Here is a 314-nt window from a genome sequence, read left to right on the forward strand (position 1 = left end):
CACCAGCGGCACGGCCCGCTTCTCCAGCCCGCTGGGTGTGGACGACTTTGTGAAGAAGTCCAGCTTTCTCTACTACACCCGCGAGGCGCTGGGCGAGGTGGCACCCCGCATTGCCGATTTAGCCGAGCGCGAGGGCCTGCACGCCCATGCGAAGAGTGTGACGATAAGATATGAAGAGGACTAAAGGCGGCTCGCCCTCTCCGTCATTGCTTTGCAATGCCACCTCTCCCAAAGGGAGAGGCTTAGGCAATTTCCCGCAAGGTTACGGAAAACCGCCAGAGGCTCCCCCTTTGGGGGAGCTGGCGCGAAGCGCC

1 protein-coding gene is annotated in these 314 nt (G+C 61.8%); it reads left to right on the forward strand.

Annotation, left to right across the window (positions count from 1 at the left end; translation table 11 throughout):
* Positions 1 to 184: histidinol dehydrogenase (locus P0G09_RS17345; protein WP_275253295.1), on the forward strand; the 184-nt coding region annotated here is incomplete at its 5' end.
* Between the last annotated feature and the right edge of the window lie 130 nt (positions 185 to 314).

Source organism: Faecalibacterium sp. DFI.5.82 (genome assembly GCF_029076575.1).
Taxonomy (GTDB): domain Bacteria; phylum Bacillota; class Clostridia; order Oscillospirales; family Ruminococcaceae; genus Faecalibacterium; species Faecalibacterium duncaniae.